Origin of the sequence: Algoriphagus sanaruensis, assembly GCF_001593605.1 — a bacterium.
GTDB lineage: Bacteria > Bacteroidota > Bacteroidia > Cytophagales > Cyclobacteriaceae > Algoriphagus > Algoriphagus sanaruensis.
In genome coordinates this window covers 2,422,503-2,449,496 of the sequence record NZ_CP012836.1, presented here as the reverse complement: position 1 = coordinate 2,449,496, position 26,994 = coordinate 2,422,503, and the positions used below count along the sequence as shown (strand labels likewise).

At 39.5% G+C, this 26,994-nt stretch carries 24 protein-coding genes; 13 read left to right on the top strand and 11 right to left on the bottom strand.

Annotation, left to right across the window (positions count from 1 at the left end):
• Positions 1 to 105: 105 nt before the first annotated feature.
• Positions 106 to 1,566 carry a Gfo/Idh/MocA family protein gene (locus AO498_RS10690; RefSeq protein WP_067547181.1) on the top strand — a complete coding sequence of 487 codons (1,461 nt, stop codon included), beginning with the start codon at positions 106 to 108 and terminating at the stop codon, positions 1,564 to 1,566.
• A gap of 35 nt (positions 1,567 to 1,601) precedes the next feature.
• Here AO498_RS10690 and AO498_RS10685 read toward each other — a convergent pair whose 3' ends face one another.
• The 5 genes from AO498_RS10685 to AO498_RS10665 all read right to left on the bottom strand — a co-directional run bounded on the left by AO498_RS10685 (position 1,602) and on the right by AO498_RS10665 (position 6,515).
• Positions 1,602 to 3,206, bottom strand: coding sequence for an OmpA family protein (locus AO498_RS10685; RefSeq protein WP_067547178.1), 1,605 nt, complete (start codon positions 3,204 to 3,206; stop codon positions 1,602 to 1,604).
• Positions 3,207 to 3,209: 3 nt separating this feature from the next.
• Positions 3,210 to 4,181 carry a deoxyhypusine synthase family protein gene (locus AO498_RS10680; protein WP_067547175.1) on the bottom strand — a complete coding sequence of 324 codons (972 nt, stop codon included), beginning with the start codon at positions 4,179 to 4,181 and terminating at the stop codon, positions 3,210 to 3,212.
• 96 nt (positions 4,182 to 4,277) lie between these two features.
• A complete protein-coding gene (locus tag AO498_RS10675) occupies positions 4,278 to 4,934 on the bottom strand; it encodes an OmpH/Skp family outer membrane protein (RefSeq protein ID WP_236778590.1) in 657 nt (218 codons plus the stop codon).
• A 65-nt stretch (positions 4,935 to 4,999) separates the two neighbouring features.
• Positions 5,000 to 5,902: a histone deacetylase family protein gene (locus AO498_RS10670; RefSeq protein ID WP_067547169.1), complete on the bottom strand. Its 903-nt coding sequence runs from the start codon at positions 5,900 to 5,902 to the stop codon at positions 5,000 to 5,002.
• A gap of 55 nt (positions 5,903 to 5,957) precedes the next feature.
• On the bottom strand, positions 5,958 to 6,515 hold the full coding sequence (locus tag AO498_RS10665) for a hypothetical protein (protein WP_067547166.1): 558 nt from the start codon (positions 6,513 to 6,515) through the stop codon (positions 5,958 to 5,960).
• A gap of 96 nt (positions 6,516 to 6,611) precedes the next feature.
• Here AO498_RS10665 and AO498_RS10660 point away from each other — a divergent pair, with 96 nt between their 5' ends.
• The 5 genes from AO498_RS10660 (at position 6,612) to AO498_RS10640 (ending at position 11,244) form a co-directional block, all read left to right on the top strand.
• Positions 6,612 to 7,046, top strand: a complete 435-nt coding sequence (locus AO498_RS10660; protein WP_067547163.1) for an AlbA family DNA-binding domain-containing protein — start codon at positions 6,612 to 6,614, stop codon at positions 7,044 to 7,046.
• 223 nt (positions 7,047 to 7,269) lie between these two features.
• Positions 7,270 to 8,019, top strand: a complete 750-nt coding sequence (locus AO498_RS10655) for an acyl-CoA desaturase (protein ID WP_067547160.1) — start codon at positions 7,270 to 7,272, stop codon at positions 8,017 to 8,019.
• A gap of 164 nt (positions 8,020 to 8,183) precedes the next feature.
• Positions 8,184 to 8,513: a BlaI/MecI/CopY family transcriptional regulator gene (locus AO498_RS10650; RefSeq protein WP_067547157.1), complete on the top strand. Its 330-nt coding sequence runs from the start codon at positions 8,184 to 8,186 to the stop codon at positions 8,511 to 8,513.
• A 207-nt stretch (positions 8,514 to 8,720) separates the two neighbouring features.
• Positions 8,721 to 10,469, top strand: coding sequence for a TrkH family potassium uptake protein (locus tag AO498_RS10645; protein WP_067547154.1), 1,749 nt, complete (start codon positions 8,721 to 8,723; stop codon positions 10,467 to 10,469).
• A gap of 85 nt (positions 10,470 to 10,554) precedes the next feature.
• The gene (locus AO498_RS10640) at positions 10,555 to 11,244 is read left to right on the top strand and encodes a potassium channel family protein (RefSeq protein ID WP_067547151.1); all 690 of its coding nucleotides are present in this window, start codon (positions 10,555 to 10,557) and stop codon (positions 11,242 to 11,244) included.
• 49 nt (positions 11,245 to 11,293) lie between these two features.
• Here AO498_RS10640 and AO498_RS10635 read toward each other — a convergent pair whose 3' ends face one another.
• The gene (locus AO498_RS10635) at positions 11,294 to 12,400 is read right to left on the bottom strand and encodes an outer membrane beta-barrel protein (RefSeq protein WP_082792220.1); all 1,107 of its coding nucleotides are present in this window, start codon (positions 12,398 to 12,400) and stop codon (positions 11,294 to 11,296) included.
• 107 nt (positions 12,401 to 12,507) lie between these two features.
• On the bottom strand, positions 12,508 to 15,741 hold the full coding sequence (locus AO498_RS10630; protein ID WP_067547148.1) for a S41 family peptidase: 3,234 nt from the start codon (positions 15,739 to 15,741) through the stop codon (positions 12,508 to 12,510).
• A 177-nt stretch (positions 15,742 to 15,918) separates the two neighbouring features.
• Between AO498_RS10630 and tyrS the strand changes: the two genes are divergently transcribed.
• The 3 genes from tyrS (at position 15,919) to AO498_RS10615 (ending at position 19,480) form a co-directional block, all read left to right on the top strand.
• On the top strand, positions 15,919 to 17,211 hold the full coding sequence (tyrS, locus tag AO498_RS10625; protein ID WP_067547144.1) for a tyrosine--tRNA ligase: 1,293 nt from the start codon (positions 15,919 to 15,921) through the stop codon (positions 17,209 to 17,211).
• A gap of 137 nt (positions 17,212 to 17,348) precedes the next feature.
• Positions 17,349 to 18,044: a TetR/AcrR family transcriptional regulator gene (locus AO498_RS10620; protein WP_067547142.1), complete on the top strand. Its 696-nt coding sequence runs from the start codon at positions 17,349 to 17,351 to the stop codon at positions 18,042 to 18,044.
• A complete protein-coding gene (locus AO498_RS10615) occupies positions 18,044 to 19,480 on the top strand; it encodes an amidohydrolase family protein (RefSeq protein ID WP_102135889.1) in 1,437 nt (478 codons plus the stop codon). The genes AO498_RS10620 and AO498_RS10615 overlap by 1 nt, the downstream gene beginning before the upstream one ends.
• Before the next feature lie 29 nt (positions 19,481 to 19,509).
• Here the strand turns inward: AO498_RS10615 and AO498_RS10610 are convergent, their stop codons facing one another.
• Entirely contained in the window at positions 19,510 to 19,932 is a 423-nt protein-coding gene (locus tag AO498_RS10610) for a hypothetical protein (RefSeq protein ID WP_067547139.1), read from the bottom strand.
• Between the two features lie 70 nt (positions 19,933 to 20,002).
• A complete protein-coding gene (locus tag AO498_RS10605) occupies positions 20,003 to 20,974 on the bottom strand; it encodes a zinc-dependent alcohol dehydrogenase family protein (RefSeq protein ID WP_067547136.1) in 972 nt (323 codons plus the stop codon).
• Between the two features lie 182 nt (positions 20,975 to 21,156).
• Between AO498_RS10605 and AO498_RS10600 the strand changes: the two genes are divergently transcribed.
• Genes AO498_RS10600 through AO498_RS10585 form a run of 4 tightly spaced genes read left to right on the top strand, consistent with a single transcriptional unit; the run spans position 21,157 to position 25,051 of the window.
• Positions 21,157 to 21,924, top strand: a complete 768-nt coding sequence (locus AO498_RS10600; protein WP_067547134.1) for an SDR family NAD(P)-dependent oxidoreductase — start codon at positions 21,157 to 21,159, stop codon at positions 21,922 to 21,924.
• A gap of 9 nt (positions 21,925 to 21,933) precedes the next feature.
• Positions 21,934 to 23,142, top strand: coding sequence for an acyl-CoA dehydrogenase family protein (locus tag AO498_RS10595; protein ID WP_067547132.1), 1,209 nt, complete (start codon positions 21,934 to 21,936; stop codon positions 23,140 to 23,142).
• Positions 23,139 to 24,167: a phosphotransferase family protein gene (locus AO498_RS10590; protein WP_067547130.1), complete on the top strand. Its 1,029-nt coding sequence runs from the start codon at positions 23,139 to 23,141 to the stop codon at positions 24,165 to 24,167. The genes AO498_RS10595 and AO498_RS10590 overlap by 4 nt, the downstream gene beginning before the upstream one ends.
• A gap of 5 nt (positions 24,168 to 24,172) precedes the next feature.
• A complete protein-coding gene (locus tag AO498_RS10585; RefSeq protein WP_067547128.1) occupies positions 24,173 to 25,051 on the top strand; it encodes a 3-hydroxyacyl-CoA dehydrogenase in 879 nt (292 codons plus the stop codon).
• On the opposite strand, the gene trmB is transcribed toward AO498_RS10585, so the two are convergent.
• Positions 25,041 to 25,703 carry a tRNA (guanosine(46)-N7)-methyltransferase TrmB gene (trmB, locus tag AO498_RS10580; RefSeq protein WP_067547127.1) on the bottom strand — a complete coding sequence of 221 codons (663 nt, stop codon included), beginning with the start codon at positions 25,701 to 25,703 and terminating at the stop codon, positions 25,041 to 25,043. The two genes, AO498_RS10585 and trmB, sit on opposite strands and share 11 nt — an antisense overlap.
• The gene (locus AO498_RS10575) at positions 25,704 to 26,993 is read right to left on the bottom strand and encodes a bifunctional folylpolyglutamate synthase/dihydrofolate synthase (protein WP_067547124.1); all 1,290 of its coding nucleotides are present in this window, start codon (positions 26,991 to 26,993) and stop codon (positions 25,704 to 25,706) included.
• Position 26,994 lies beyond the last annotated feature (1 nt).

The window sequence follows — 26,994 nt, the reverse complement described above, 5'->3', positions numbered from 1 at the left end:
AAAAAACCAATTGAATAGTAAATGGGCGATTAGTCACTTTGACCAAAATATTGATTTAATTTATTTTCTTTTTGAAGACGAAATTATTTCAAAACTCAAAAAACCATGAAAAATAAACCGGAGAATCCATCTCAATCCTCCAGAAGAGGTTTCATCAAAGAATCAGCATTGGCTTTGGCAGGATTTTACATTGTACCTCGCCATGTCCTAGGCGGACCTGGGTATATTGCTCCTAGTGATAAGCTAAGAGTGGCATCAATCGGGGTCGGTGGAATGGGATACAGTGATGTTTCAGGTGTGTTTAAAAGTGGAAAAGCAGATATCGTTGCTCTCTGTGATGTAGATGACACTCGTGCAGCTAGAGCAAGAAAAGATCATGAAAAGGCAGCCTATTATAAAGACTTCCGAATCATGTTAGAGAAGGAAGAAAAAAATATTGACGCTGTTACTGTTTCGACACCTGACCATATGCATGCTGTACAAGCGATGATGGCTATGAAAATGGGAAAGCATGTGTATGTCCAGAAGCCAATGTCGCATGATATCTATGAAGCAAGAATGCTTACTGAAGCGGCAGAAAAATACAAGGTTGTGACCCAAATGGGGAATCAAGGATCATCTGGAGACGGAGTTCGTCAGATGATCGAATGGTATAATGCTGGCCTAATTGGAGAAGCAAACAAAGTTTGGTCATGGACCAATAGACCAGTTTGGCCGCAAGGCATCCCTTGGCCATCCACCCCAATTACTCCTCCAGCAGATTTAGATTGGGACTTATGGCTGGGTACCGCGCCCTACAAGGATTATGTTGGCAATCTAGTTCCATTCAATTGGAGAGGTTGGTGGGATTATGGAACTGGAGCTCTTGGGGATATGGCTTGTCACATCATGGAGCCTCCTTTCCGCGTTTTGGGTTTAGGGTATCCTACATCTGCGGAATGCTCCGTGGGGTCGGTCTACGTTGGAGAATTCCAAAGGGGGTACTTTCCTGACAGCTGTCCACCTTCTTCCCACATTACGCTAAGATTTGACCGACCTGGAAAAGAAGAATTGGAATTTCACTGGATGGATGGAGGAATTCAGCCAACTCGTCCAGAGGAATTGGCTCCTAATGAAATAATGGGTGATGGTGGAAATGGTGTAATCATAGAAGGAACAAAAGGAAAAATGATGTGCTCAACCTATGGAGCAAATCCTCAATTACTACCTACATCCAGAACCAAGGAAGTAAACGTACCACAAACGGAATATCGTGTCCCAGGCGGAGACCGAGGCCATTATTCAAATTGGGTAGAAGCATGTATTGCAGGTCATGGATCTGATGAATTTAAAAAATTAAGTTCTCCATTTTCTATTGCTGGCCCTTTAACTGAATCAGTATTGATGGGCAACCTCGCTATCAGAAGTTATGATTATAGAGTACCAAGACCAGGTGCGGATAATCAATTTGACTATCCCGGCCGAAACATCAAATTGGTTTGGGATGGACCGAATATGAAAATCACAAATTTTGAACCAGCTAATCAATTTGTGAAACGAACCTATCGAGAAGGATATTCCTTCTAATAACGAAGGGCCTCTAAAATTTTAGAGGCCCTTTCTTATTCTACAACGAGTTCTACTCTCCTATTTTTAGACCTACCAGCCTCTGTGGCGTTAGAGGAAATTGGCTTAGTCCCTCCCCAGCCAGATATTCTTACATTTTCAAATTCGACTCCTAATTGGGTCAAAAAATCTCTGATTTTGCCAGCACGCTCTAGGGACAGCTGTTTATTTAATCCAGGATCTCCAACATTATCGGTATGTCCATTTATTCGGATTTTCACACTTGGATTATCCATTAAAAATCTGGCTATTTCTTCTAAAACAGTTACTGTTTCTTTTCCTTCAAACTCTGCAGTTCCTCGTTGAAATTGAACTTCTTTCAAGACCAAGGCACTACCTGTTTCTGCTTTTGTCAATTGAACGACCGTTCTTCCTTTAGGCATCAAAGCATTGATTGAAACCCAAACTGGAAAATATCCTTTGGAAGTAACTTTTGCAGCAGTTACGCCAAGGTTTTTCAATTCTGATGCTAATGATTCTTTAGGAAGTAAAATGGGGTCATTTCCTTTTTGCCATTCTAATTCATAAGCTATTTCCAGCTTACTTTTTGAATCCATAACCAACCAAGAAACTGGTATTTCCTCTTCGATTCGAGGAGCTAGTACTGTTTCTTGCTGTAGGACTGGGTTTTCAACTTTTTCCTCTTTCTTGAGAATCGAAACAGGTTTAACCTTTTCAACCTTGGATTCAGGAGCTATCGGTTGATAGTTTTCAAACTCATTAGGGACAATTAAATCCTGAGGCTCGGAAAATGTCATCAAATCAGCAAATCCATCACTATTCTGAGTACTTGACCAAATAGCCTCAGTACTGCTAAGAACCAGAATGGAAGATTCGGAACCTCGACCGCTTATTTGTTCCCATTTAACTGGAGAGGACCAGCCATTTTCCAATTTTTTTGAAATTAAAATATCCTTGCCAGTAGCGTCAGGGTGTGAATTAGAAGAAAAATAAAGCAAGGATGTTTCGGATTGAAAAAACGGTCCTACTTCCTGCCCTTTTCCATTAATAGCTGGACCTAAACTTTCCAGCTTTCCCCAATCAATTGGTCCCAGCTTTTCGCTGAAATAAATATCTTCATTCCCTAACGAATCACTCCTTTTTCCAGAAAGAAAAAGTATTTTTCCTTGAGATGCCACCCTACCGGTAATTGTACCCTGTAGCGTTGATAAACCTTCTAAGTTGACCTGCCTGAGGTAATTCCAATCTGCACCGAATTTGCTGAATTGATGAATGGAGACACTTCCATTTTCATTTCGCAATATTAAAAGGGTCAATACATCTTCCATTCCTAATGGAAGATCATATCCACTGGTACTTAAATCAGGACGATGGATCTCATTCCCCCAATTTCCAGCATCATCTTTTCGAATCATCCAGATATCTCCTGGATCATTCTTGCCTCCTAGATTTTTTGGATGAAAAGCACGGGTAAAAAGAATGGTTTGGTTCCCGACACTAACCGGATTAAAATCATCATTTGGGCTATTGGCACCAGAAATTGATTTTAGCTCTTGACCAAGGCTAATTTTAGAAACACAAAAAGCAAGCAGTATGAAACTGCTTGCTTTAAAAAGAAAATTTGAAATGTTTAATCTCATTGTTTATTGATCCAACACGATAGCAAATACCAATGGTGCTACGATGGTTGCATCAGATTCAATAATGTATTTTGGAGTATTCATTCCCAACTTACCCCAGGTGATTTTTTCATTTGGAACTGCTCCAGAATACGATCCATAAGAGGTTGTGGAATCCGAAATCTGGCAGAAATATCCCCAAAGAGGCACATTATCTCGCTGTAAGTCCTGATGCAACATCGGTACCACACAGATAGGAAAATCACCTGCAATTCCCCCGCCAATTTGGAAAAATCCTACTTTACTTTCTTCCGTTGCATTTTGGGTATACCATTCTGCTAGAAACATCATGTATTCAATGCCTGATCTAACGGTATGGACATTTTTCACATCACCAGAAATCACATGACCTGCAAACATATTTCCAAGCGTGGAATCTTCCCAACCAGGAACAATGATTGGAAGACTCTTTTTAGCCGCTTCCAAAAGCCAGCTATTCTTAGGATCTATTTGATAAGAAGCTTCTAATTTCCCAGAAAGGAGAATCTTGTAAAAAAACTCATGTGGAAAGTATTGCTCTCCCGCTTGATCGGCTTTCATCCATTCCTCGAGGATAACATTCTCAATTCTTCTCATGGCTTCCATTTCCGGAATACAAGTATCCGTAACACGATTCATGTGGCGCTCAAGAAGTTCTTGTTCTTGCTCAGGTGATAATTCCCGGTAATTTGGAACACGCTCATAGTAATCATGAGCAACCAAATTGAAGACGTCCTCTTCCAAGTTTGCTCCAGTACAAGAGATAATTTGAACCTTATCTTGACGGATCATTTCGGCAAGAGATATTCCAAGTTCAGCAGTGGACATGGCTCCTGCTAAGGTTACCATCATTTTCCCACCTTGATCTAAGTGAGTTTTATACCCTTCTGCAGCATCAATAAGTGCAGCAGCATTAAAATGTCTGTAGTTGTGTTTTAAAAACTCAGTGATTTTCATTTCGTTCGGTTTTTCAATCAAGGGACGAAATTACCCAATTTTTACCCATAAAAAAACCCGGAAGCTCCGGGTTGTTTTTATGAGAGAAGAAGAAAATTATTTCTTGGCTGTAGTATCTGCTGCTGCAGGTGCAACTGCTGATGGATTTGCGTTAAACTTCTTGTTCAATCCTTCTGTAACTCCTTTAGTCACATCAATAGACTCAGTAGCATACCATACCGCTCCACCTCTAGTATTACTCAAGATTACGTCAATGCCATTTTCTTTGGCATACTCGGACAAATATGATTGTACTTGCTCATACACTTCATTCATTAATTTCGCCTCTTCAGCGGAAAGCTCTTGCATCAAGTTGTTTCTGTAGGTATACAGATTTTGTTCTTTTTGCATCAATTCCTCTTGCTTTGCACGCTGTTGGTTAAGAGTCATATTTCCACCTGTCTGCTGAAATGTCGCAACTTCTTGCTCCAAACCTCTTGCTCTAGACTGCAAGTCAGTATCAAATCTTTTTCCCTTTTCAGTTAACTCCTCAGACTTTTTCTTGAAGTAGTCATAATTATTGATAACTGAATCAGTATAAACGAATGCTATTTTAATATCGCCTGCCGCAGCTCTTTCTTCAGAAGTAGATGCTACTGAAGTACCTTCGGTTTTTTGACCGCAAGAGTAAAATAGTACTGCACTAAAGCATAATGCGCCGAAAATTTGTAATCCTTTTTTCACTGGTGATTTATTAAAGTTGACAGGGCGCAAATATAGAGAAAGTATTGATTTTGCAAGATTGGGAACAATCAGTAAGTGTTAAATAACCTTTAGACTCAAAAAAAGATTTCCTGAGCAAGCCTATACACTTGTGCATGTGCCTCTATAATATCCTTGATCTGAGGAGAATATCCACCTCCCATACAACACATAATTGGTGTTTTGGAATGATAGGCAAAGTCTAAAACCATTTTATCGCGTTGATAAACTCCCTCGATCGTAAGCGATAATCGACCCAATTTGTCAGAGGCCAAGACATCCACCCCACTTTGGTATAAAATGAAATCCGGTTGGAAATTAGAGAGGATGCTATTCAAATTTTTTTCTAATAATTCAAGATAGACCTTATCGGAGGTCCCATCCGAAAGTGGTATGTCTAAATGAGAGGCTTCTTTGCGATGTGGATAGTTCTTTTCACCATGCATACTAAACGTGAAGACATCTGTTCTATTTCTGAAAATTTCAGCTGTACCGTTGCCTTGGTGCACGTCTAGATCTATAATGAGAACATTTTTAGCATAGCGATGATCAATCAAATATTGAGCAGTCACGGCCAAGTCATTTAATAAGCAAAACCCTTCGCCCCTACTGGAGAAAGCATGATGTGTTCCTCCAGCAATATTCATTGCGATTCCGAACTCAGAAGCAAAAATCGCTGCCTCAACCGATCCTCCAAGAATTTGAATTTCTCTTTCTACCAGCTGTGGACTAAGAGGAAATCCTGTGGCTCTTATTTCGGAGCGAGTAAGATCTTGAGAGATTAATCTACTTAAGTAATCATCAGAATGAACTGTTCGAATCAAATCAAGGTCTAATGCTTTAGGATTAAAAAAGTTCTTTTCTTCTACTGTTCCTTCTAAAAGAAGTTGCTGTGGAAGAAGTTCATACTTTTCCATTGGAAACCGATGTCCTACAGGTAAGGGATGGGAATAATTGGGGGACCAAGAAATTTTTAGCATAAAAAAAGCGCTGAATTAGGCAGCGCTCAAAATTAAGGAACTAGACTTTGAAAACTTAAATTTCATCTTCCTCGGTCTGAAATGAATACATGGTTTCGTCCAAAACCAATGTATCTTCATTAAAGTCTGTGATAAATTTTGTGACTACATGTTCATTAATTTCCTCAACATTTAATGCAGCATCTAGTCCAATTCCAAAATCATGATGTGTATCTAAGTCAATGAATTCCTGAACCTTAACCGCCTCTTCCTCTTCTAGATCCATAATGATCTCGGTGATAAACCAGCCTATTTCCTCTTCTTCACTGGATAGTGGCTTCAGGTTTCCATTTTCGTCTTCCTCGTAATTAATTCCTTTAAAATTCGGGAATTTTTTAGCGGCTTCATGTTCAGCAAGTTCATAAACCTCACTCGCATGGTGCAACCTTAACGTATACAAGGCTGCATCATAGATCACCTCTTTTCCTTCATACATCCCGATGAAGTAAAAATTTACAAATTCATCAGAGTTTTCATCGTCAGGTATGACTTTAAAAACTTTCCCGCTTTTCTTTAACTCAGCTCGGAGTTTCTCTATTTGTTCAGGATTAAAACCTGGGTTTGAAAATGGCATATCAACTTATAATTATATCAATCGGTCAAAGAAAATCTATAGAAAAATTCGTTCCTTCCTATATAGAAATTTAATACTAGAAAGTAAGGAAATAAAATGTATTCAGAAAAAATAATTCAAGAATTTGTTAATAAACTAATAAAAGAAAAAGAGGGAAAATGTTTAGATTTTAAACAAAAAATAACCTCAAAATCAAAAATTGCCAAAACAATTTCTGCATTAGCGAATACCGAAGGAGGATATTTGGTAATTGGGATTTCTGACCAAAAGAAAATAATTGGTATAGATCCCGATGAAGAGGCATTTATGATCGAGTCTGCAAATGAGGAATATTGCACACCAAAAGCGAGCATTTATATGGAGGAGGTAAAATTTCTTGACAAAGTCGAGTCCGAAAATCCAGTTCTAATCGAAAAAACAATCCTTCTGGTCAAAATAGAAAAGTCAATTTTGGAAAAGATTTACTGTAAACAGCCAAATGGAGAGCTAAAGGCATTTCATCGAGTCAATGACAAAACCTTAGCCTATTAAAGCCTTGATTCAATTTCAAATTTTAAAGCGATTCGATTCAATATGCTTTTAAAATTGAGCCAAATTGAAAAATACCCGTTCAATTGAACTTCGAATTAGGCCTTATTTCCAACTCCGAGGAATACAAATCAACGAACGGATAAGAAACTTAATCCAAGTGCAGATTTGTAAATTATATTCAAGGTTCGACCTATATTTGTCCCATTAACAAAAATATACCCGAGTGATTATTATCGTTTTCTTCCTTTTGCATTGGTATTTCTCCCTGTTTTGCCAAAGCTTTTTCCTTCATCGTTATGCAGCTCATCAAATGTTTGTCATGAACAAGTTTTGGGAGAAATTCTTTTATTTCTTCACTTGGATATGGCAAGGGAGTTCTTACTTATCTCCAAGGGCTTATGCAATTCTGCACCGAATGCATCATGCATATTCCGATACTCCAAAAGACCCACACAGTCCTCATCATACTGAAAATCTCTTCACGATGATGTGGAAGACAAAAAACATCTACAACGATTACTTTACTTTTAAACTCAAGCCAGAGGATCGATTTTCAAAAGACATCCCCGACTGGAATAAATTTGATCGATTTGCGGATAGTATGACCGTGCGAGTAAGCTGGGGATTGATCTATGCTTTAATTTATATCCTTTGCATTTCAGTTTTTGAATTGCCAGGTACTCATTGGTGGATGTACTTTTTACTTCCGATTCACTTTCTGATGGGCCCTGTTCATGGTGCAATCGTCAACTGGAGTGGTCATAAATATGGGTATGCAAACTTTGACAATAATGACATGTCCAAAAACTCATTGCTATTGGATGTTTTGATGCTTGGCGAACTGTTTCAAAACAATCATCACAAACTTCCAAATAGACCAAATTTTGCGGTAAAATGGTATGAATTTGATCCAACTTACCCAGTGGTTAAGCTTCTTCATGCTACAGGCATTATAAAACTCCGGTCCACTTGAAACTAAAAATAGAAAAGCTCTTTACCCTTAAGAGCTTTTTTTATCCTTCTTATTTTCAGATAGTTAAATGGGTTTTAAAACTAAAATGTAAAAATATTTTATACTTTTCTTTGGATTAAGAAACTAAACGAATAATTTTCAAAAGATTTAAAACTTAACACCTTATGAAACCATTAACCAGAGCCGAAGAGGAAATTATGCAAATCCTCTGGGATATCGAACGAGGATTCGTAAAAGATATCTTAACACCTATGACTGAACCAAAACCTGCTTACAACACGGTCTCCACCATTGTAAGAATTCTTGAAAGAAAAGGTTTTGTAAGTCACAAGTCTTATGGCAAAAGCCATGAATATTTCCCAATCGTTTCTAAAGATGAATACAGAACTTTCATCATTAAGAGAATGCTTGAAGGATACTTTGATAGCTCATTTGCTAAAATGACTCAATTTTTCAAAAACGATGAGTCTTTGAACAACAAACAGTATCAATAAAAATTGGGTGAATAAGCTGAAAAGACCTGGTCAAAATGGCCAGGTCTTTTTTTTGTCAAAAACGAAACTTCACAATTGAGTAGAACTAGTTATAAACCAGAATTAAACATTTTCAAACCCCAAATTCACCTCGATAAGTGACAGGATTCTCAAGAATTAAATGCCATAAGTATTGTATTTGAATGTTAGATATAGAACATTTGAAGAATGAATTCAAAGAAAAATTGGCTGGAGCAAGCCGCTTTGATCACAAGTGTTTTAGGACTTTTTGCCCTTATTGGGGATTTTGGATTTAACCAAAATCAATTTTATCAAGAAATATTTGACGGATTTTATTTCGTAGTCTTAGCCCTAGGTGTAATCTCCACAATCAATCGATATTTTAAGCGAAAAGTATTTCCGAAGAAAAGCGTCTTTGTTTTTGATTTATTATCGATCGGTTTCACCCTTTGGATCTTTTACCTCTACTTATTTGTAGGTGTTCCATTTGAAACTGACTTGATTCTTGAGAATCCAATCTGGGTTCAACTTGCTGTGATTCTGACTTTTATCCGTGAATTTTCCGAAATCAGAATCAACTATAAGCGAACTGTTCTCAACCCCGCCCAGCTATTTGTGGGAAGTTTTATTCTAATCATTCTCTTCGGAGCGCTATTACTTATGACTCCAAGAGCTACAGTTGGAGGTCTTTCTTTTATTGATGCCATATTTACAGCGACCAGTGCAGTATGCGTTACTGGATTAATTGTAGTGGATACAGGTAGCTATTTTACAGATTTTGGACAATTGATCATCTTATTCTTAATCCAAATTGGGGGTCTTGGGATTTTGACATTCGCCAGCTATTTCAGTTACTTTTTTAAAGGCGGCTCAACTTATGAAAATCAAATAGCCCTTAGCGACATGACTAATTCCAATAAACTTGGGGAAGTTTTTTCTACAATTAAGTCGATTCTATTAATCACTTTTGGAATAGAACTAGTAGCTGCTTTAACCATCTATTCGACCTTAGACTCAAGTTTATTTTCATCAGAATCTCGAAAAATTTTCTTTGCAGTTTTTCATGCGATCTCCGCCTTTTGTAACGCGGGGTTTTCGACGCTTCCAAATGGTCTATATGAAGCTGGTTTCAGATACAATTACCTTTTACAATTTTGCATCATTCTCACTTTTGTGATGGGAGGACTTGGATTTCCTATTGTAAACAATCTGATGAGTTTTCTTAGATACAAAATCAAAACGATACTAACCTTTGGTAGATTTAAGCCAAGTCATCGCCCATGGGTAATCAATCTCAATAGCAGAATTACCTTGGTTACCACGCTAAGCATAACCGCAGTGGGATTTGTATTATTTTATTCACTCGAATACAATAATACCCTCGCAGAGCACCAAGGAATTGGAAAAATAATCACTGCCCTATTCGGAGCAACCACACCTAGAACAGCCGGGTTTAATACCATCGATACTGCCGCGATGCTTTTTCCTACTACCATGGTGGTCTTTCTACTGATGTGGATTGGAGCATCTCCTGCATCTACGGGTGGAGGAATCAAGACTAGCACATTCGCTATTGCAACATTGAATATTCTAAGTCTGGCCAAAGGGAAAAGTAAAATTGAAATCTACCGACGTGAAATCGCCGATATTTCGGTACGAAGAGCCTTTGCCACCATTTCTCTCTCTTTAATTGTGATAGGAGTTGGCATAGTGTCTATTTCTGTATTCGATAAAGAGAAAACACTGTTGGAAATTGGCTTCGAATGTTTCTCCGCATTCAGTACCGTCGGTCTGAGCTTGGGAATTACATCAAGCTTATCAGATATGAGCAAGCTAATCCTTACTGTAATCATGTTCATTGGACGAGTAAGTATGCTTTCTTTTCTGATCGCTGTGTTTAAAAAAGTGAGGTATAAAAACTACAAATACCCTACTGAAGAAATTGTAATTAATTAAAGCGCTTATTCAGAAAGTCTTGAACACCGATTCAAAGACATCTGCTTTCCTTTAAGACACCACTAGAAAGTCAAAAAGATAAGGTATGAAATACATCATCGTAGGATTGGGAAATTTTGGATCATCCTTAGCAATGAAGCTAACAGCCTCTGGAAATGAAGTCATTGGAATTGACTCCAGAATGGAAAAGGTAGATTCATTCAAAGAGAAAATTTCGCACACTATCTGTATGAATGCAACAGATGAATTTACTGTCTCCGGACTTCCTTTGAAAGATACTGATGTAGTTATCGTAGCTATTGGAGAAGATCAAGGAGCAAATATTATGGCCACTGCACTTTTTAAAAACCAGCAGGTCAAACGCTTGATTAGCCGTGCTATCAACCCACTTCATGAACGAGTTCTTCATGCTATTGGCGTAGATGAAATTGTCCATCCCGAAGAGGAAACCGCTGAACGAATGGCCAAAAAGCTAGTCATAAACAACGTGGTGGATTCTTTCGAATTAAGTGAGGAGTTCAGCATCATCGAAGCAAAAGTTCCTGAGGAATACATCGGAAAATCAATTCGTGAAATTGGGTTCCGACAGAAGTTCAACCTACTCATTTTGACTACCATCAAGAAAGAGGAAGTGAAAAGCATCTTGGGAAAAAGCAGAACCAGAGAAGAAATCAGAGGTATCGCATCACCAGACATTGTACTTAATGGCGAAGAAATATTAGTCCTATTCGGTTCCAATAAGGATCTGGAAAAATTTCTTCAAAAACGGTTTTAGATCCGAATACTGGCTTTTCTAAGAAAAGCCTTTTTTAATTATGGAAAGGTCAAAACGAAAATGTCAGATTGCCCACCAACCAAAGTTTAGAGGAAAATGGTTTTGATTGAGAGTTTAAAAAAGAATCCTCTAGAGCCGTAAAATACCGTCCTTCTAATCGGATTTGAAAGTTGGACAACGGTGAAAAATTAAGGCTTAAACCATTACTAAATACCTGGAATCCTGGAATCAAGGTTTCTGATGTAATGAGTACTTCATTAGGATCTGAGAAATATTCAACTCTTCCAGAAAGGGAAAAATTTTCTGAAATCTGATACCCTGCTATAAAATTTGCCTGCCACCAAAAAACAGAACCGTTAAATCGGTCGGTCATGGTGTTCTGAAACCCACCATAAATACAACTACTCAGTTTCCAATTTGATCCTGAATAAATCCAGTATACATCACTAAACAATCTAAGTCTGCTAGAGGGCTTAGATTCACTCCGTTCATCACCTACATAAGTATTCCAGTTGAAAAGATTCTTGGAATTGGGCTGAAATGACAATTGGGTTCCAATTGCTTTTCCTTGATTTTGATCCCGAATTTGTTGCCATCCTTGAATCAGATAAAGACTTCCAGTCCATTTTTTAGAAATAGGAAGAGATACCTTGAGGCCTGTCAAATAATATGGAACGTATTCAGCTGCCAGACTCCTAGTGTACATCAATTGGTCACGGCTTACTGGACCTTCATTGGTATATGGAGAACTTAACACTCCAAAATCTATCCAGATGTTTGAAGATTTTGACAATCGAGTTCCAATGGATGCTTCAAGAATATTTCTAAAAACTCCATTTTCCTGTTCATAATTAGAACGCATGTAAGAACCAACGCCAGGAACTATCTTCCCTCTAAATCGCGCAGAATTATATCCTAATTCAAGAAAAGCCAAATTAACACTAGGCAGATTGTGGCGATTTGAAGAAACAAAATAACTAACCGAACCTTCGGATGGATTTCGAAAATCATATCCATAATAGGAATCTAAATATCCTTTAAATACCCATTTAGGATTAGCTACTGTATCTATCTTTTCCCCTTCATCTTGTTGCCCAAACACAGTTATCAAGGAGCTAAAAAAGGCCAGAAAAAATAAACATATCTGTTTAGCCATGATTTCTAAATTGAATTCAAAAATACTAATCCTACCAGTTTAACTCAATAAAAAAAGCTCTGACAGGAATCTCTGACAGAGCTTTTTCAATTCGTTTATTTGAAGCGCTATTTTATATCATTGAGCAATTCCTCAACTGCCTTTTCCAATTGCTGATCAATCCCTTGATCAATTTTGCCTGGCATATTTTTCACTTCAAACTGAGGTCTTGTCTCATTATTTTCAAGCCATTCTCCTGCTTGGTTTTTGGCAGAAATCGGAACTGCACCCCAACGGATTCCATTGGGTAGCCCTTCCCATCCTGCAAACGAACATGTTCCTGGAGTAGGCATACCAACCGTTTTTCCAATACCGAGATCGGTATAACCACAGGCAAAACAATGCCCATCGGAATAATTCGCTTCGTTAAACATGGCTAAAGTTGGTTTGGTCCATCTTGCTGTAGGCTCACCTCCAACCACTTTATCTGCGGTAGCATAAGTCAAAAATGGCTCCCCGGTAAAGAACATCGCCAAATCTGCAACCAGGTCTCCCCCACCATTAAATCGCGTGTCCACCACGACTCCTGATTTCTCAAAGTATTTGCCCATCATTTCTTCGTAAACATTACGGTAAGGCCCATCACTCATCCCAGGGATATGGACATACCCCAATTTTCCACCACTGAGTCGTTCTACTTCTTCTTGATTTTTCTTGACCCAACGCTTGTAAAGCAACTGGTTTTCTTCACCCAAACTAATTGGCTTTATGGTATACTGCTTTCGAGAATTAGAGGAAGGATCCAATACGTCAATTAAGGTGAATTTATCCGCCTTTCTGTTCAATAATCTTGCATAATCAAGCTCTGGGGAAATCAATTCTCCATCGATTCGTTCGATGATCATCCCTGACTTCACCTCTATTCCAGCTTTATCCAAAGGACCTCCAGCTAGAACTTCAGTCACTTTAAGGCCATTTCCAGCAAACTTGTAGTCAAAGAATACACCAAGTGCCGCCGTAGCATCTGCCATAGGAATCGATCTACTGTATCGGGCACCCGCATGTGAAACATTCAATTCTCCAATCATTTCAGAAAGCATCTCGGCAAATTCATAGTCATTGCCAATATGCGGTAAGTACTTCTCATAGCTAGGGCGAATAGCCTCCCAATCAATTCCGTGCATATCAGGCGTATAGAAAATTCCTTTTGTTCGAAGCCAAACATGATCAAATAAATGGGCGAGCTCTTCCTGGCGATCATAAGTCATCTCTCCAGCGATCTTAATCGTCTCGCGTTTCATCCCTTCCGAATTTATTTTCGAAATGCTGCCATCAGAAAGCAGGAAAAGATTTTTCATATCCTTATCCCATACCAATCTTCCAGAATTTGCATTAAGATTGATTTCGAGCTTAGTTTCCTTGGTTCTTAGATTAGTGCTCCAAAGATTCAGTCCCTTTTCGAATCGTGCTAGATAGAACAGCTTTTCCCCATCTTTTGAAATCACAGCGTCACTCATCAACGAAGAATGAACAGTCAGTCGAGCTTTTCGGTCTTCAAACCCAGACCAATCAAATGTAAGTGGCTTGATTTCTTTAGAATCCGATTTCTCAGTTTTGGATTTGTCCTCACTAGCTTCTGGCTTTTTAGACTTTTCAATTTCCTTCAATAAATCAAATTCCTCCTTACTCAATCTGAACTTATCCCATGCAGCTTGATCGAAAAATTGGGTGTAAACGTCCATCTCAGATCTGCCTGAAGTAGCATAACTTCGTAAGCCATCTCTATTTGAAAACCAAAGCATTTGTTTGCCCTCATTGACCCATTTAGCGCCATCATCGGCATAGCCACTTTGAGTCAATCGTTTCATTGGATTTTTTCCTGAGGCATCCAATAATACCACTTCCGAATTGGTCATCGTTGGACTATAGGTAGCCAAAAGCCATTTGCTATCTGGGCTCCAAGTGAAATATTGATCTCCGTCACTCATATGGAAAAGTAAATCCGGTCCCATTAGGGTTACCGAACTTTTTGAACTCAAATCCAAAACTTTTAAACTTCTCCTTCCTTCTATATAGGCGAGTTTTCTCCCATCCGGAGAGAATTTAGGTAAATAAGCATCCACTGCTACTTCAACTAGAGGTTCTTCTTTCAAAAGTGTCGAAGCGAAGAAAAAAGGTTCTTCAGCCCTTAATTTCGAGCTTTTGAAAATCTGCCATCGCCCGTTACGCTCAGAGGAGTAAACCAAAGATTTTCCATCTGGAGCAAATTCAACAAAACGCTCTTGTTCCGGAGTATTTGTAATCCGCTTAGTCAAAGATCCATCCACGGAGGTAACAAACACCTCGCCTCGTGCTATAAAAGCAATCTCTTTTCCATCTGGTGAAATGGACATTTCGCGCACACCTCCGTTGATTGAAATGTAATTATCCGGATTGGAAATGGCTTGAGTGGAAATCATTACTTCTACCTTGGTAGGCTGAGCACCTTTTTTCAAAGTATATAATTCACCGTCATAGCTAAAGCTCATCAACCCATCATTCGAAATCGACAGAAATCGAACAGGGAAGTTGCTAAAGCTTGTGAGTGCTTGGGTCTGCGAAGGATTGGAGACTGGCATGGCGTACACATTGAAACTGCCATTAGCCTCACTGAGGTAGAAAATTTCAGATTCATCCGGAGAAAATACAGGATTACGATCTTCACCATAAAATTTGGTAAGCATAACATGCTCATTCTTTCCGGCATCATACATCCAGATATCTCGAGCGATTCCAGATTGATGGTGCTTTCTCCATTCGTTCTCCCCACCTTTTTTATCATGGTAGATTAGTTTAGATCCATCTTTTGAAGTCTGAACATATTCGGCAGGAATGGTCCAAATTTGATCTACTCTCCCACCAGATTTAGCCACTTGATACAGTTCAGGCTGCGATCCAGTTGGATATTGGCGATGATTGACATCGTCCATGCGAGTTGCCCCAAAAATTACCTTTTGGTTGTCTGCGGTAAAATCAAAGGGAAGTTCATCATTTGAATGGTAAGTGAGTCGTTGAGCCTCACCGCCTTGAGCGGCCATAATAAAAACATCAAAATTACCGTATCGATCTGAGGCAAAAGCAATCTGCTTTCCATCCTGAGACCAAACCGGCTTGAAATCATGCGCTTCATGGAAGGTCAATTGGGTGGCTTTACCTCCCGTAGTTGGAACGACATATAAATCGCCCTTGTAGGTAAACGCAATTTGATTTCCATCAGGAGAAATTGCCGGATACCTCAGCCAATTGGGCGAATTCTGAGCTTGAACCAAACTCCCTGAGAGCAGTAAAGCAGCAGTAGCCCAAAAAAGAAGTGTTTTTTTCATAAGTCATGTTTGAGTTTGAACCAAAATAAGCAATAATTCTTCCATCCAAGATTGAAGTTTTGAAGAATGGCGAAAGGATCTTGTTTTAGAAATCCTGTTTGAATGATCTTTGAGGTAAATTTCCATACTCCCCCGATACCCCTATATTTGCGGGCAATTAAAAACGACCTTTTTCCAATGAATTCATTTATCGAAGAGCTAAGATGGAGAGGAATGCTCCAGGACATGACACCAGAAATCGAAGAACACCTCACCAAAGGGATGGCTTCTGCATATTTGGGTTTTGATCCTACTGCAGATTCTTTGCATATCGGCCATCTTGTGGGAGTGATGACCCTGTTGCACTTTCAACGTGCAGGGCATAAACCATTTGCGCTTGTGGGTGGTGCTACGGGGATGATCGGAGATCCTTCCTTTAAGTCAGCTGAACGGAATCTCTTGGATAAAGCGACACTTGATCAAAACGTCACCTGTATCCAAAATCAACTCTCAAAGTTTCTTGACTTTTCAGGTGGTACCCCCAATAAGGCTGAGTTGGTCAATAACTATGACTGGATGTCCCAATTTTCATTTTTGGATTTCATCCGTGATATCGGAAAGCATATCACTGTCAACTACATGATGTCCAAGGATAGTGTAAAACGCAGGTTGGAAGATGGAAATGGACTTTCTTTTACAGAGTTTAGTTACCAATTGATTCAGGGGTACGATTTCTATCATCTATGGAAAAATCAAAACTGTACCATTCAATTGGGCGGTTCTGACCAATGGGGAAATATCGTCACCGGCACAGAGCTAATTCGGAGAATGGGTGGAGGAAGTGCTTATGCTCTTACTGTTCCCTTGATTACCAAAGCTGACGGGACGAAGTTTGGCAAGACAGAAAGTGGATCTGTTTGGCTGGACCCTGAGAAGACTTCTCCATATGCATTCTACCAATTCTGGCTCAATGTATCTGATGAAGATGCATCGAAGTATATCCGAATTTTCACAGTCCTTGACCGAGCAACTATAGAAGGACTTGAGGCTGAACATGCGCAAGCACCTCACCTTCGAATCCTTCAGAAGGAAATTGCTAAGCAAGTCACTAGCATGGTTCATAGTGTGGAAGATTATGAAATGGCTGTAAAAGCTTCTGAAATATTGTTTGGTAAATCGTCCACAGAAGACCTAGCTTCCCTTGACGAGCGAACTTTCTTGGCGGTATTTGATGGAGTTCCTCAAGTACAGCTAAGTGCTCAAGAGTTTGATTCTATAGAGAATGTTTTAGATCTATTTGGAGAAAAAACTCAGAGCCAGATCTTTCCATCAAAAGGTGAAGCTCGAAAAATGATCCAGGGCGGTGGTGTCAGTATCAATAAAGAAAAACTAGCCGATCCTAATGCTCCCTTAAGCTTCAATTTGTTACAAGGCAAATATCTTCTCATTCAAAAGGGCAAAAAGAACTACTTTATTTTAGAGGTAAAATAAATTCCCTGATTACCAAGGAAAAAGGCTTCAAAACAGGATTTTGAGGCCTTTTTTATTGAATTGACTTCGATTCGAACCAATTTTTTGACCCTGATTTAATATCTTTGATTCTGTTTTTAATTTCTAGTAAAATCCCAATGGCAAAAGAGAAAAATAAAGAAAAATTGATCCTTGATTCAGCTGTAGAACTATTTACTACCAAGGGCTTCAATGCTACTCGTATGGAAGATGTAGCCAAAAAAGCTGGGATCAGTAAAGGGCTAACCTATTTTTATTATAAAAATAAAGAGGATCTATTTATGGCTTTAACCAAAAAGGCCTTCGACCAATTCAAGGAGGAGTTTCGAGAATCCTTCAGATCAAAAGGTAAAAATGGCTTAGAAATGATCACCGATTTGGTCCAGCGAATCTGGGTATTTGCAAAAGAACAACCGGTGTATTATCAAGCGATACTACATTTTTTGGATGTCATGAAAAAATACACCAACCCTAAACTTCGGCATGAAATCGATCCACTTATTTTAGATTCTGTGCATTTCCAAAAACTTCTTGATTTGCACCATGAGCCTGCTCGAATAGGAATCCAGATGGTTTCTCAAGGAATCAAAGATGGTAGCATTCGTCCTGAATTACAGCCTGAAATCACCTTCTACACCATCTGGAGTATGATTATTGGGTTTGAAAAAATGAGCGGACCTATTGAGTATGAGGGAAAAGAAACTAAAATTAGCCCTGAATCTTGGCAGCCTGGATTTATAAAATTAATGCAGGACATGCTCAAAGGAACCTTCCAAGCAAGTAAGCCTCAAATAGTTCAAGCAAGCCTTTTCTAATGGGGATCCGTCATTTATTCATCGGATTTCTCGTTGCAAGTTGGACTTTGGCATGTTCTTCAAAAACTGAAGTTGACTTACTCATTAAATCAGCTTCTATTATTGACCTTGAACATGAAACAATCAATCCTAACCAAGTAATCTTGGTGAATAAGGATCGAATCGTGATGACAGGAGGCGACAGCCTCCTTAGCCAATACGAGGGTAAATTAGAAATTGACGCAAAGTCAAATTTTGTGCTACCCGGCTTATGGGATAATCATGTTCACTTTGGAGGAGCTGAGTATATCGATGAAAACGAACAATTGCTACCCCTTTACCTTAGTTTTGGTGTAACTGCTGTACGAGATGCTGCAGGTGATATAGCTCTTGAAGTGCTGAAATGGAAACAAGAGATCGCTGATGGGAAGCGAATTGGTCCAAGAATTTTCACTTCAGGACCAAAAATCGAGGGAATCAATTCGATTTGGCCAGGTGATCTGGAAATTGGTTCTGAAGAAGAATTAGATAATGCCCTTGATTCTCTTGAAAAGCTTAATGTTGATTTTATAAAAATCACAGACAATGCGCTCTCGGCAGACTTATTTTTATCTGCTACCAAAAAGGCAAAAAAAAGAGGGTGGGCTGTATCTGGTCATGTTCATCCTGGATTAACACTTCAGGAAATTTCCGAAGCTGGACTGTCTACTATCGAGCACCAAGGCTATCTTCTTAGAGCTTCAACTTCCGAAGAGGCCAAAATCAGAGCCGGAAGATTATCTGGTACACTTAGCGCTGAACAAGCCAATCAAATTCAACTGGAAACACTTTTTGATTCGGTTGCTTTGGCAAATTTCAGGTTGTTTGCCCAGCAAGGAACAGGCATCGTCCCTACCCTTCTTATTAGTCGAAATATTGCCTATCTCGATTCTTTGGACTTCTCCAAGGACACCATCATGAATTACTTGGGGCCTAAACTAAAAGAAAGTTATCAGTGGAGAATTGACCGATACGCAAAAGAAGATCCCGCAGCCAGATTAATACGGAAAAAACAATTTGAGGCATCAGCAAGGCTCTTACCACTAGTTCAACAATCCGGAATGAAAATTATTGCAGGAACTGATGCTGGTTATTTAAATACCTATGACTTTCCAGGCTTGGCTATTCATCGTGAATTGTCATTGATGGTAGATTATGGATTAACTCCTGGCCAAGCACTTTCTGCCTCCATTTTAAACGGGCCATCCTATTTCGGATTAGAAAAAGATTATGGTTCTATTTCAAAAGGAAAAAAGGCAAGTTTTATCCTACTAAGGTTAAACCCATTAGAAAACATTTCAAATACCTTGAGCCTTGAAGGAGTCGTCAATGAAGGAAAATTCTATTCTAGAAATGATCTCGACAAAATGCTTTTAGACATCAAAGAATGGGTAAGGCAAAAAGAAATGAGCAACTAAAAAAGGCTGTCAATTGACAGCCTTTCCTTTTATCTACTTCTCCAGAGCTCTTTAAGCTGCTTTCCATTGACTAGCAAAACAAATCGTGCTGGATTTGGGACTAAGACAATTCTCATATCCACCTTCCCCAATTGATCGGATTCAATGGGTACTCCTTCTTTCCCTTCTACTTCATAAGAAACTATCCCTCTAGAATCGGGCTGCATTTCTTTGTAAAAGTTTGCCAAATAGGCAGTTGGTAACAAGATATCCGTATCAGATTTTAACTTCGCATAGATTTTTTCTAACTGAGGCTCAAGAATTTCCTCGTATTCCTCATTAAAATCATCTTCCAAGTCGTGTAATTCTTCTTCCAAATCATCATAGCTTTCATCGCTATAATCCATTTGGCTAAGCTGGTTGCGTTTAATTACGATATCGGTGAGTTGCTGATCTAGCTTGTCCCAATTCATGAATTCATTGTTTGGTGATTGAAAGTGCAAAGATGAATAATTCGTTATTCTTACCCGAACAATTCAAGGATTATTCACTAACCAAGAGGATTTTTCCATTCCGACCTGGTGTTTGATAGGTGGCTAAGGCAGCTTGAAAATCCTCCAAAGGATATTTCCCAGCAATATCAACTTGAGAATCATCCTTTAGTAAGAATCCAAAGACAGCTTGAAACGCATTCATACGATTTTCTACGGATAACTCTTCAACCCATGTACTTAACCAAAACCCACTTATGGTTAAATTTTTGAATATCAGTAGCCCACTATTGATGGGCATATTCTCCAAAGCTAAGGCCCCAAATACCATCATTTTACCTTTCGGTCTTAGAGTTGAAAGAGCTTTAGCTCCTACCATTCCTCCTACAGCATCAAAAACCACATGTACACCTCCCTCAGTTTGTTCTGGAACCACTTTTTGAATTTTCTCCGAGTCTGAATTGACCACTAGGTCAGCACCCAAATCCTGCAATAATTGCTTCTGGCTATCGTGACGAACTGTAGCGACTACTTTTATTCCTTTCGATTTGGCCATTTGAATTGCAAATTTCCCAAAGGCAGATGCACCGGCAGTTATCATCAACCATTCGCCTGCCTGAAGTCCAGATTCAGCTATCATTCCATAGGCAGTCATTGGATTAACGAAAGCCTGACATGCAATTTCATCTGACATTTGGGGAGGAATTGGAATGACCATGGCTGCAGGAACACAGACATATTCCTTCCAAGTACCAATAGCTGTAAACATCACTCGCGTACCAGATTTTACCATTCCAGTTTCATCACCCTTTTCCACTACCCCACTAGCCTCAAATCCAGCACTACTTGGGAGTTTGGGAGTAATGCCATACATGCCTCGAATAAACATGATATCAGAAGGGTTGATATTTCTGGCTTTCACCCGAATCAATACTTCATGGGCTTTAGGGGTAGGAATAGGACTCTCTTTTAACTGAAGCACTTGCTCTGGCAAACCGGTTTGGTCAAAAATCAGCTCTTTCATAACTAATTATTTTTTGATTTACGTTTAATCTCTTTTGTCCTTTTTGAATTATTGTTCGAGAAAAGGCAATTCGAATTGCAACTAGTTAAAATGATGCCACACGAATGCTCAATTAGAACAAAAATCTTTATCGGTCGGGTTGATTTTTCTTTAACTTATGGCAGTAATATAACCCAAAACTCATGGATTTATCTTCAGTTTTTTCTTTAGAAGGAAAAGTCGCCCTTATCACAGGAGCTAGCAAAGGAATCGGATTTGGTATTGCGGAAATCTTTGCTGCTGCTGGTGCAAAAGTGATCATCAGCAGCCGAAAACAAGATGCTTTGGACGAAATGGCCAATCAACTTAATGCCAAAGGCTACGAAGTAACTGGCATCGCATGTAATGTTGGAAACATGGAAGAACTCCCGAGGTTAGTCGACAAATCCGTGGAGAAATATGGAACTATAGATATTTTGGTTAATAATGCCGCAACAAATCCAGTCTTTGGTCCAGTTCATGAAACTAGTTTGGAAGCATTTGACAAAATCATGAATGTAAATGTTAAGGCTGCATTTGAGCTTTGTCGGCTTTGTTTTCCTTATTTGAGAAAATCCTCTGGAGCTTCCGTGATCAATATTTCCAGTATTGGTGGTATTTCACCGGAACAGGGACTTGGCATTTATTCTGTTTCAAAAGCAGCCTTGATCTCCCTGACTAAGGTTTTTGCCAAAGAATGGGGAGAAGCAAAAATCAGAGTCAATGCAATTTGCCCAGGATTGATTCAAACCAAGTTTTCAGAGGCCCTTTGGTCCAATGAAAAAATTATGGCTATGATCATGAAGCAACTAGCCATCAAGCGCGCTGGTACCTCTGAAGAAATTGGAGCGATGGCCTTGTTTTTGGCTTCATCTGCGTCCTCCTATACTACTGGAGGAGTATTTACTGCAGACGGAGGCTTTACAATTTAACTCACCGACATGCATTCTACCCAAAATTTCCCGCAGGAACACCTTCCTGCCCTACTTAGTCAATACCGTCAATTTGTTAGCGAAGAATTATTCCCAATTGATCTTAAAGTTGTTCAAGGTCCCTTTCGATCATTTCTTCCTCAACTTGAGACACTTAGAAATAAAGCCAAATCATTAGGAATTTTTGCTCCTCACCTTTCAAAAGAGGACGGAGGAGTTGGTTTGAATCTCGTTCAGTTTGCTCAAGTTTCTGAGATTCTAGGACAAAGCCCAATTGGACATTACGTGTTCAACTGTGCTGCCCCAGATATCGGAAACATGGAATTGCTTCATCTTTTTGGGTCAGAGGAACAAAAGCAAATTTGGCTCGCCCCCCTTCAAAAAGGCGAACTCCGTTCCTGCTTTGCCATGACCGAGCCAGCCATGCCGGGAAGCAATCCTATCCATCTAGGAACAACTGCCATTAAAGAAGGCAATGAATATGTCATCAATGGGCATAAATGGTTTACGACTGCTGCAGATGGGGCCAAGTTTACCATCGTCATGGCGGTGACCAATCCAGAAGCGGATTCCCCCTACCAGCGAGCCAGTATGATTCTTGTCCCTTTGGACAATCCGGGATACCGATTAATTCGAAACATTCCCATCATGGGGGAAGCCGGTGAGGATTACCTTTCTCACGGTGAGGTAGAATTCGTGAATTGTAGAGTACCTGTTACCAACCTTATTGGAAAGGAAGGCCAAGGTTTTGCGCTGGCACAAGAAAGACTTGGACCAGGTCGAATTCATCACTGCATGCGATGGATAGGAATATGCGAACGAGTTTTTGATTTAATGTGCAAACGTGCCATTTCTCGAAAATTGGACCCAGAAAAACCATTAGCTGAGAAACAAACCATTCAGAACTGGATTGCAGAAAGTAAAGCAGAAATCAAAGCAAGTCGTTTGATGGTAATGGATACGGCAACTCAAATGCAAGCACTTGGAGCGAAGGCAGTCAAGGAGGACATTTCCACCATAAAATTCTTTGTAGCCGATGTATTGATGAAAGTTATCGATCGAGCGATTCAAGTTCATGGAGCACTCGGAATTACAGATGACACGCTACTTTCATTTTGGTATAGACATGAGCGTGGGGCAAGAATCTATGATGGTCCAGATGAAGTCCACAAATCTGCCTTGGCTAGAAGTATTCTAAAAAATTACCTAGGGAAATGAAAACTGAATTAAGCTTTGAATCCCTAAAATCCTACTTGGAAACCCCGCTCTCTTGTAGTTCGGATCAGATCAAGGTTTCGCAATTATCCGGTGGCTATTCCAATTTGACTTTTTTGGTGGAAACTCCGGGAGAGAAACTGATCTTACGAAGACCTCCATTTGGGGAAAAGATTGCCAAGGCACATGATATGGGTCGGGAATATCGGATTTTAGAAAGTCTTCAAAAAGCAGACTATTCCAAAAGCCCAAGGCCGGTTTTATTCTGTGATGAAGAGTCTGTTTTTGGAGCTTCTTTTTTTCTTATGGAATTCGTGGAAGGATATGTCTTGCGGAATAAAATTCCCGATGGATTCAATTTAACTGAGGAGGATTTTCATCAACTTTCCAAAAACAGCTTGGATTGTTTGATTGAACTTCATGGTTTAGAACTTGAAAATTCAGGCCTTATACAGCTTGGAAAACCCGATGGCTACGCCAAACGACAAGTGGAAGGTTGGTCTGAACGATACTTCAAATCCAAAACTCATGAGCTGACAGAAATAGAAAAAACAGCGGAATGGCTGAAAGCTTACCTTCCTACTTCCGAACCAGTCGGCTTTATTCACAATGATTTCAAGTATGACAATTTGGTCCTTGACCCAGACCAGAAAACAGCTATTAAAGCTGTCTTGGACTGGGAAATGGCGGCCATTGGCAATCCTTTAATGGATTTAGGAACTAGTTTAGCCTATTGGGCACAAGCGGATGATCCACAAATACTTAAGATGTTCAATCTGAGTCATCTTCCAGGTAATTTCACTCGAAATGATGTGATTGAATATTATGCGTCAAAAACAGGACATTCCTTGGATGATATCGTGTTTTACTACGTCTTCGGACTTTTCAAAGTCGCTGTTATCGCGCAACAAATATTCAAACGATACAGCCAAGGATTTGCGTCAGATCCACGTTTTTCTGCGCTCATTCATGTAGTTGAAGCTGCCGGTAAAATGGCCCAAAATTCAATTCAAACTCAAAAAATTTAACCACAATGACCATTAAGAAAATATGTATACTCGGAGCAGGAACCTTGGGTTCTCGCATAGCTCTTCAATCAGCCATTTCAGGATTCACAGTAACAGTGTATGATATCCATCAAAAATCCTTGGATTTCAGCCAACGAACTATGGAGAAAATAGTGAAGCAATTGGCGAAATCAGGGCAAATTTCTGAAACCGAGATTTCAGCAATTTTTTCCAGAATTAAATTTACCCTAGATGCCAAGGAAGCTGTGGCAGATGCAGATTTGATCAATGAAAGTGTCACTGAGGAGATCGAAATCAAGAAAAAAGTCTGGAAGCAATTTGGAGAGATCGCACCTGAAAAAACTTGGTTTACCACCAATACTTCCTATCTCCTTCCCTCCATGTTTGCTGAAGAAAGCGGTCGGCCAGCTAAATTTTGTGCTTTCCATTTTCATGACGTGTTTTATTCTAGGGTAGTAGATATTATGCCCCATCCAGGAACTGACCCTGTGATGATTCCCATGTTGGAAGAATTAGGAAGAAAATTGAATCAGGTACCTGTTTTGGTTAAAAAGGAAAATCCTGGCTACATATTCAATACCATGCTGATGGCATTAATTGGAGCAGCAGGGAAACTTTTGACTCGAGAAGTGGGAAGTATTGAAGACATCGATAAATCTTGGATGGTTAATTTCCACATGGCAATGGGTCCTTTTGGAATCTTAGACTCCATTGGATTAGATACCGCATGGCATGTCACCCATAAATTACCAGATGCTGCTTCTCAAGCCTTTGCGGCACTCTTAAAAACATACATTGACGAGGGAAAATTGGGGGAAAAATCAGGGAAAGGATTCTATTCGTACCCAAATCCTGCTTATCGAAATCCTGACTTTATCCGATGAATTGAAACTTTAGATACTTGATCTTCTCCCCTTTTTCAGAAAAAATCTTTTCATATCGGGTCTTAATTCCATGGTGATCATCCTTCATTTCGCTTTGATAGAAATCATGGGTGAACGCAATTACCTGGATATCCTCTCTAGATTGAACTAACTCGAGTGTATAGTCAAATAGTCCTGTATTATCCGTCTTGAAATGGACGAGACCTTGTTTTTGAATGAGTGGCTTATACATGTCCAAAAACTTTGGCGAGGTCAATCGTCTCTTTTCGTCTCCGTCTCTAGGAAATGGATCAGGGAACGTAATCCAAAGCTCAGCGATTTCACCTTCAGCAAAAAACTGATCCAGATTTTGAATTTGAGTTCTTAAAAAAGACACATTATTCAATCCCTCGGCAGTCGCAGTTGAACTCCCTTTCCAGATACGGCTCCCCTTGATATCCACTCCAATAAAGTTTTGATGCGGATATTCTCGACCAAGTCCTACCGTAAATTCTCCTCGACCACAGGCCAATTCAACCACGATTGGATTGGAATTTTGAAACTGCACTTCATGCCAGTTTCCTTTGATAGATTCAAAAAGAGGCTTACCAGCTTGGATTACATTGGGATTGGCTTCATTTTGGGCGAAGCGAACCAGCTTTTTTCTGCTCATTTAGAGGTCTTGAATTTCTGCGACCACAAAAGTACTCCCTCCCACAAAAATCAAATCATTTGAGCTTGCATTTTTTCGAGCAAATTTCAGTGCTTGATTTACGTTCGGAATTACCTCACCCTTAAGGCCAAATTCTTTTGATTTTTCTGCAAGGAGTTGGGCAGACAAAGCACGAGGTAAATCTGCCTGACAAAAGACATATTTGGCGGACTTGGGAAGCAAGGCAAGAATTTTTGAAATGTCCTTATCCTGAACCATCCCAATAACCATCCATAATTGTTGAAAGGAAAGTCTTTCCAGTTGACTTAAGATTTCTCGGATTCCAGGTTCATTGTGACCCGTGTCAGCAATAACAGTAGGATTTTGGCCTAAAACCTGCCATCTCCCTTTCAGTCCTGTTAAAAATGACACTTCTTTCAAACCAATCTTAACCGCCTCCTCTGAAATAATCCAGCCTTTTTTACGAAGTTGAGCTACTGACTCAAGGATTCCAGGAAGGTTAAATCTTTGATAATCCCCCAATAAACCAAACTCTATGGTGTAGTTTTTATCTTCCTCAGAAACCTGAAAAACAGCTGATTTCTGGTCTTGAGACGCTTGCTTCTCAACCTTGATTTCTTGATCTGCGAAAAAAATGGAGGACGAGATTTCTTTTGATTTTTGTATAAAAACCGGCGAAGTCTCAGTCTGAGTCTGACTTATTACGACGGGTATTCCAGTCTTGATAATTCCTGCCTTCTCTCCTGCGATTTGGGGAAGTGAATCCCCCAAAAACTGCATATGATCCCAACCAATATTTGTAATCACAGAAAGTTCCGGTACAATGACATTGGTACTATCTAACCTTCCTCCCATGCCTACCTCTACAATAGCAATATCTACTTCTTCTTTGGCAAAATACCAAAAGGCTAGTCCAACAGTCATTTCAAAGAAACTTGGCTTTAATTCATCCAAAAATGCTTTGTTGACTTCTACAAAATCCACTACCGCCTGTTCCGTGATTTCTTGCCCATTGATTCGAATCCGCTCGGTAAATGATTTTAAATGCGGAGAAGTATACAATCCGGTTTTATATCCTGCAGATTGGAAAATCGCAGCTAAAGCATGGGAAGTACTTCCCTTCCCATTCGTTCCAGCCACATGAACGGACTTGAATTTTAGCTCCGGATTTTCCAAATGTGCACAAAGAGCAATAGTATTGCTCAAGTCCTTCCTAAAAGCAGAAGCGCCCACCCGCTGAAACATGGGGAGGGCGTTAAATAGGTAATCGAGTGTTTCTTGGTAATTCATA